At 53.2% G+C, this 755-nt stretch carries 7 tRNA genes; all 7 read right to left on the bottom strand.

Annotation, left to right across the window (positions count from 1 at the left end):
- Window positions 1-67: 67 nt before the first annotated feature.
- A tRNA-Val gene (locus tag ACYUDJ_RS21320) sits at window positions 68-143 on the bottom strand.
- 17 nt (window positions 144-160) lie between these two features.
- A tRNA-Glu gene (locus ACYUDJ_RS21315) sits at window positions 161-235 on the bottom strand.
- A gap of 57 nt (window positions 236-292) precedes the next feature.
- Window positions 293-369 (bottom strand) — tRNA-Asp (locus ACYUDJ_RS21310).
- Between the two features lie 7 nt (window positions 370-376).
- Window positions 377-452 (bottom strand) — tRNA-Val (locus ACYUDJ_RS21305).
- A gap of 18 nt (window positions 453-470) precedes the next feature.
- Window positions 471-545, bottom strand: a tRNA-Glu gene (locus ACYUDJ_RS21300).
- Between the two features lie 5 nt (window positions 546-550).
- Window positions 551-626, bottom strand: a tRNA-Thr gene (locus ACYUDJ_RS21295).
- A 4-nt stretch (window positions 627-630) separates the two neighbouring features.
- Window positions 631-707 (bottom strand) — tRNA-Asp (locus ACYUDJ_RS21290).
- Window positions 708-755 lie beyond the last annotated feature (48 nt).

The following is a 755-nucleotide window of genomic DNA, read 5'->3' as shown; positions in this document are numbered from 1 at the left end:
CGAACCCTCGACCTCCGGCGTGACAGGCCGGCACTCTAACCAACTGAGCCACTGGGCCATATATTAATGGTGGGCACAACAGGGCTCGAACCTGTGACCCCCTGCTTGTAAGGCAGATGCTCTCCCAGCTGAGCTATGCGCCCATTAAAAAAATAACAAATGGTGACCCCTAGGGGAATCGAACCCCTGTTACCACCGTGAAAGGGTGGTGTCTTGACCGCTTGACCAAGGGGCCATAGTGTCATACTTGTTATTTTTAGTTGGATGTTAATCCCTTTATTTAATTTTAAAATGGCGACCCAGAAGGGGCTCGAACCCTCGACCTCCGGCGTGACAGGCCGGCACTCTAACCAACTGAGCCACTGGGCCATATTAATGGTGGGCACAACAGGGCTCGAACCTGTGACCCCCTGCTTGTAAGGCAGATGCTCTCCCAGCTGAGCTATGCGCCCATTAATATAATTAATAAATGGTGACTCCTAGGGGAATCGAACCCCTGTTACCACCGTGAAAGGGTGGTGTCTTGACCGCTTGACCAAGGAGCCAAATATGGAGCTGGCAATAGGACTTGAACCTACAACCTGCTGATTACAAGTCAGCTGCTCTGCCAATTGAGCCATGCCAGCATAATGGCGACCCAGAAGGGGCTCGAACCCTCGACCTCCGGCGTGACAGGCCGGCACTCTAACCAACTGAGCCACTGGGCCATATATTAATGGTGGGCACAACAGGGCTCGAACCTGTGACCCCCTGCT

The organism is Clostridium sp. CTA-6, from assembly GCF_054768115.1.
Note: the sequence above shows the minus strand (reverse complement) of the source record. Positions and strands in the feature narration are given on the sequence as shown.